Annotated in this window: 3 protein-coding genes and 1 tRNA gene; 2 read left to right on the top strand and 2 right to left on the bottom strand. The window is 64.9% G+C overall.

Annotated elements, in window-relative coordinates; all coding sequences use genetic code 11:
• Positions 1 to 1,188 (top strand): adenosylmethionine--8-amino-7-oxononanoate transaminase (locus HKL97_RS03225; protein WP_291422666.1); only part of this gene is annotated, 1,188 nt, incomplete at its 5' end.
• A 7-nt stretch (positions 1,189 to 1,195) separates the two neighbouring features.
• Here the strand turns inward: HKL97_RS03225 and HKL97_RS03220 are convergent.
• Positions 1,196 to 1,645: a PaaI family thioesterase gene (locus tag HKL97_RS03220; protein WP_291422665.1), complete on the bottom strand. Its 450-nt coding sequence runs from the start codon at positions 1,643 to 1,645 to the stop codon at positions 1,196 to 1,198.
• Between the two features lie 79 nt (positions 1,646 to 1,724).
• Between HKL97_RS03220 and HKL97_RS03215 the strand changes: the two genes are divergently transcribed.
• A complete protein-coding gene (locus HKL97_RS03215; protein WP_291422664.1) occupies positions 1,725 to 4,676 on the top strand; it encodes a glycosyltransferase in 2,952 nt (983 codons plus the stop codon).
• A 6-nt stretch (positions 4,677 to 4,682) separates the two neighbouring features.
• Here the strand turns inward: HKL97_RS03215 and HKL97_RS03210 are convergent.
• A tRNA-Ala gene (locus HKL97_RS03210) sits at positions 4,683 to 4,758 on the bottom strand.
• Positions 4,759 to 4,872: the final 114 nt, after the last annotated feature.

Genomic DNA, 4,872 nt, shown 5'->3' with positions numbered 1-4,872 from the left:
GCGCCGTTGCCGCTGCCGGTGGCCCGCACAGAGGGCAGCGGCATCCATCTGGAGGACGGGCGCGTGCTGATCGACGGCATCGCCTCCTGGTGGACGGCCTGCCACGGCTATAACCACCCGCATATCGCGCAGGCGGTGTCCGCGCAGCTCGCGCGCGTGCCGCATATCATGTTCGGCGGGCTGGCGCATGAACCGGCCTACCGGCTCTCCACCCGCTTGGCCGCGCTGCTGCCCGAGCCGTTGAACCGTGTGTTCTTCACCGATTCCGGCTCCGTCGCGGTGGAGGTGGCGATCAAGATCGCGGTGCAGTCGCGCCTCAACCGCGGCGAGCGCGGGCGCACGAAGATTCTCGCCTTCACCGGCGGCTACCACGGCGACACCTTCGGCACGATGGCGATCTGCGACCCCGAGGAGGGGATGCATGCCATGTTCACCGGGCTGCTGCCTGAGCACCCCGTCATCCCCCTGCCGCGTGACGAAGCGAGCACGGCGGCGTTTGACGCCTTTTTGGAAGCCAACGCGCACACGCTGGCGGGGATCATCATCGAGCCGCTGGTGCAAGGGGCAGGGGGCATGGTGCTGCACCCGCCGCAGGTGCTGCGCCATCTGCGCCGCGCCGCGGATGCCTACGGGCTGACGCTGATCTTCGATGAGATATTCACCGGCTTCGGCCGCACGGGCACGATGTTCGCCTTCGAGCAGGCCGGCGTGGCGCCGGACATCATCACCCTCTCCAAGGCGCTGACCGGCGGCACCCTGCCGCTGGCCGCGACCATCGCCACCGATGCGCTCTTCGAGGCGTTTCTCTCCGCCAGCCCGTCAACCGCGCTGATGCACGGGCCGACCTATATGGCCAATGCGCTGGGCTGCGCGGCGGCCAATGCGTCGCTGGATCTGTTCGAGCGCGAACCCAGGCTGGCGCAGGTGGCCGCCATCTCGGCGCAGATGGCGCATGAGCTGGCGCCGTGCCGCGCCTTGCCTGGCGTGGTGGATGTGCGGGTGCTGGGCGCCATCGGCGTGGTGGAGCTGGCGGAAATCGCCAACCCGGCGGCGCTGCGCATGGCGCTGGTGGCCCAAGGCGTCTGGATTCGTCCGTTCAGGAATATCCTCTACCTCACCCCGGCCTTCACCATCAGCCCGGATGAGCTCTCGCATCTCTGCGCGGCGATTTTCAGGGTCTTATCGTAACCGCGTCTTAGGGGATGGCATAGCCGATGGTGGCATGCGCCACCGGGTGATCCTCCGCCTCCTGCCACATCCGCACCTCCACGGTGGCCAGCCTGCGTCCAAGCTTGAGCAGCCGCGCATCGGCGGTCACGCGCTCCAGCCGGCAGGCGCGCAGAAAGGTGATGGCCAGCGTGTTGGTCACCGTCATCCCTACCGGGCCGATATGGGCCAGCACCACCGCATAGGCGGCGACATCGGCGAAGCCCATGAGCGTGGGGCCGGAGACGATGTTGCCCGGGCGGATGCTCTCCGGCCCGGGGTTGAGCACCATGCGGACATGCCGGGGCGCCACACTCACCACATCGCCAAACGCGGGTCTTGCCGCGGCGGGGAAGGCGCTGTCGAGAAAAGCCGAGAGCGCTCGCGCGTCAAGCCGGAGCGTCTTTTCCGAAGGGGCGGAGTGCTGGGTTGCCGTCATGCCCGCAGGTTTAAGCGATCCTTGACATTACCGCCACAGGTTGCAACCTCAAGCTGAATGATACACGCGCAAGGTGTTAATGCCTCTTCCCGCCCACCAGTTGCTTGACCCCGCCTGCGCGCTGAAACCTGCCTGGGCGGTTTTTGACCGCGCCTGGTATCTGCGCCGCCATGCCGATGCGCGGGTGCTCTGCCAGGACAAACCCCCCGAGGCGGCGCTGCTATATTACCTGCGCGTGGGCGCGCGGCTGGGGCATTCGCCGAGCCCGCTCTTCGACGAGGCATTCTACCTCGCCTGCAACCCGGACATCGCTGAGTTGGTGCGCGCGGGGCATTATCAGTCCGGCTTTGACCATTTCTGTCAGCATGGGCACCGGGGCGTCTCGCCGCACTGGCTGTTCGATGACGCGCTCTACGCCGATCTGTACGAGGATATGACCCTGGAAAACCTCGCCCAGCATCAGTGTTTCGGCCGCTATGACCATTATCTGCGCTCCGGTCAGCGCGAGCGGCGCATGGGGCATTATCTGTTCGACGCGCAATACTACCGTGCGCGCGCGGTGGAGGCGGGGGTGGATGGCGCACAGGTGGACCTGCACGGGCCCTATGTGCATTTTCTGAACCGGCTTGGTGGTGATGAGGAAGAGCTGGCCCCCTCGGTCTATTTTGATCCCGCATGGTATGCCGAGCATCATCCAGGCGCCAAGGCGCAGATCGCGCGCGGGCGGTTCATCGCGGCAATCGCGCATTACCTCACCTGCGGCGCGGCGGAAAATTTTGATCCGGTGCCCCAGTTCTCCGAGGTGTTTTACCGCACCCGCCACCCCGATATCGCGGCGGCGATCGAACAAGGGTTTTACCGCAGCGCCTATCAGCAGTTCGTGCAGTATGGTGCGTTCGAGCTGCGCCAGCCCCGCGCGGAGATTGATCTGGTCTACTACCGCGACATGAACGAGCGGGTGCGCAACGATCTCAACGCCGGTGAGGTGCGTGACGCCTTTGCCCATCTGCGGCTGGTGGGGCTTGCGGAAAATTTGCCGCATTGCCCGCCGCAGGAGCGGCCAAGCCTGAGCGAGGCGCTCACGCGCGCGCTGTTTATAAAAAAAGCACGGCATAATCTGGCGATTTTTGCACGCCGCAAGCTGGATTTCACGCTGGCGGGGCCGCCGGTGCTCAGTGTTGTGGTGGTGGTGTTCAACCGCTTTGAGCTGACAATGCTCTCGCTCACCTCGCTGCGCGATAATTATTCCGGGGCGATAGAGCTGATTGTGGTGGATAATGATTCCACCGATGATACCTGCCGGATTGCCGATTATGTGCGCGGGGCAAAGGTTTTGCGTATGGCGGGCAATGTTGGCTTTCTGCGCGGCTGCAACGCGGCGCTGGCGCATGTCACCGCACCGGCCTTGCTGTTTCTCAACAACGACACCGAGCTGGCGCATGGCGCGGTGGCGGCGGCGCTGGCGCGCCTGGGCGGGGCGGATGATATCGGCGCGGTGGGCGGCAAGATTATCCGCACCAACGGCTTGTTGCAGGAGGCCGGCTCAATCATCTGGAACGAGGGCACCACGGCCGGCTACATGCGCGATGCCTCGCCGCTGGCCGCCGAGGCGAATTTCTGCCGCGATGTGGATTATTGCTCGGCGGTATTTTTGCTCTGCCGCACGGAACTGGTGTGCGCCCTCGGCGGGTTCGATGAAGCCTTCTCCCCGGCCTATTTCGAGGAAGTGGATTTATGCGTGCGCATCATCGGCGCGGGGTACCGGGTTGTCTACGACCCAGCCGTGGTGGTGCACCACCTGGAATTCGGCAGCGCCGCCACCACCGAGGCCTCGATGGCGCTGATGCGCCGGGGGCGGCGCATTTTCCGCAAAAAACACGCGGAATTTTTAAAAACCCAGCTTGCCCCATCGGAAAAAACACTGGTGGCGGCGCGGGGCAGGGGCGGCAGGCCGCGCGTGCTCTTCATTGAGGATACAGTGCCGCTGCGCCGCCTCGGCTCAGGGTTTGTACGCTCAAATGATGTGGTGCGGGCCATCGTGGCGGCGGGGTTTGATGTGCATGTGTTCCCGCTGAACGGCGCCGCCTACGATGTCATGAGCCTCTTTGGCGATCTGCCAGAAGAGGTTGAGGTGCTGCATGACCGCGATTTCACCATGCTGGCGGAATTCCTCGCCGAACGGCGCAATATCTACGATCTGGTGTGGGTCGCGCGGACGCATAATTTCGCCCGTGTACTGCCCTATCTGCGTAAGGCCGGGCTGGCCCCCGCGCGCGTGCCGCTGGTGCTGGATACCGAGGCGGTGGCAAGCAACCGGGCAGGGCATGGCGCTGGGTTACAGGCCGAATTCGCCGGGGTGGAGGTCTGCCGCGAGATTTTGGCGGTAAGCCCCGCCGAGGTGGCGCAGCTGCATGCGCTTGGCTTGCCACAGGCCAGCCTGCTCGGCACGGCGCGCGCGCCGGCACCAACGCCAAATGGCTTCGCCCAGCGCGCCGGGTTGCTCTTCGTCGCCGGGATTCACCAGGTGGATAGCCCGAACCTCGATTCGCTGGCCTGGTATCTGCGGGAGATTCTGCCCGCCCTGGCCACCCTGCTGGATGAGGCGCCAATGCTGCATGTGGTGGGCTACACCGCCCCGGATATCGACATCTCCTCCTTCCGGCATGAACGCATAAAACTGCACGGCGCGGTGGGGGAATTGGCGCCATTCTACAATGCGGCGCGGGTGTTCATCGCCCCCACCCGCTTCGCTGCCGGAACGCCCTATAAAATATATGAAGCCGCCTCCTGCGGCCTGCCTTGCGTGGGTACGAACCTGCTGCGCGCGCAGTTGGGCTGGGGCGATGAAATGCTGAGCGCCCCGGTGGATGACGCCCCTGCATTCGCCCGGCAGATCGCCCGGCTATATCGCGATGAAGCCTTGTGGCGCGCGCTGCGCGAGAGCGCCCTGGCGCGGCTTGCGGCCGAAAACGGCTTTGCCGCATTCAACGCGAAGGTTGCACAGGTTTTGCGCGCTGCTTTGAAGGAATGAGGGGGGTGGTGGAGCTAAGCGGAATCGAACCGCTGACCTCCTGCATGCCATGCAGGCGCTCTACCAATTGAGCTATAGCCCCGTCGCTGGAGGCGCATATAGACCGGGGTTTGCTCCGGGATCAAGGGGGTGGAAGGAATGAAGGTTTATGGTAAGGCTCTCCCCGCGCCGGGTTAGCACAGTGGTAGTGCAGCGG

It is taken from the genome of Acidocella sp., assembly GCF_013044125.1.
Taxonomy (GTDB): Bacteria; Pseudomonadota; Alphaproteobacteria; order Acetobacterales; family Acetobacteraceae; genus Acidocella.
The sequence above is the reverse complement of the archived record's forward strand: the minus strand, read 5'-3'. Positions and strand labels throughout refer to the sequence as shown.

Bases quoted from the DNA above. Each gene is read 5' to 3' on its own strand.
- HKL97_RS03220 (WP_291422665.1), bottom strand. From the start codon at position 1,645: ATGACGGCAACCCAGCACTCCGCCCCTTCGGAAAAGACGCTCCGGCTT.
- HKL97_RS03215 (WP_291422664.1), top strand. From the start codon at position 1,725: ATGCCTCTTCCCGCCCACCAGTTGCTTGACCCCGCCTGCGCGCTGAAA.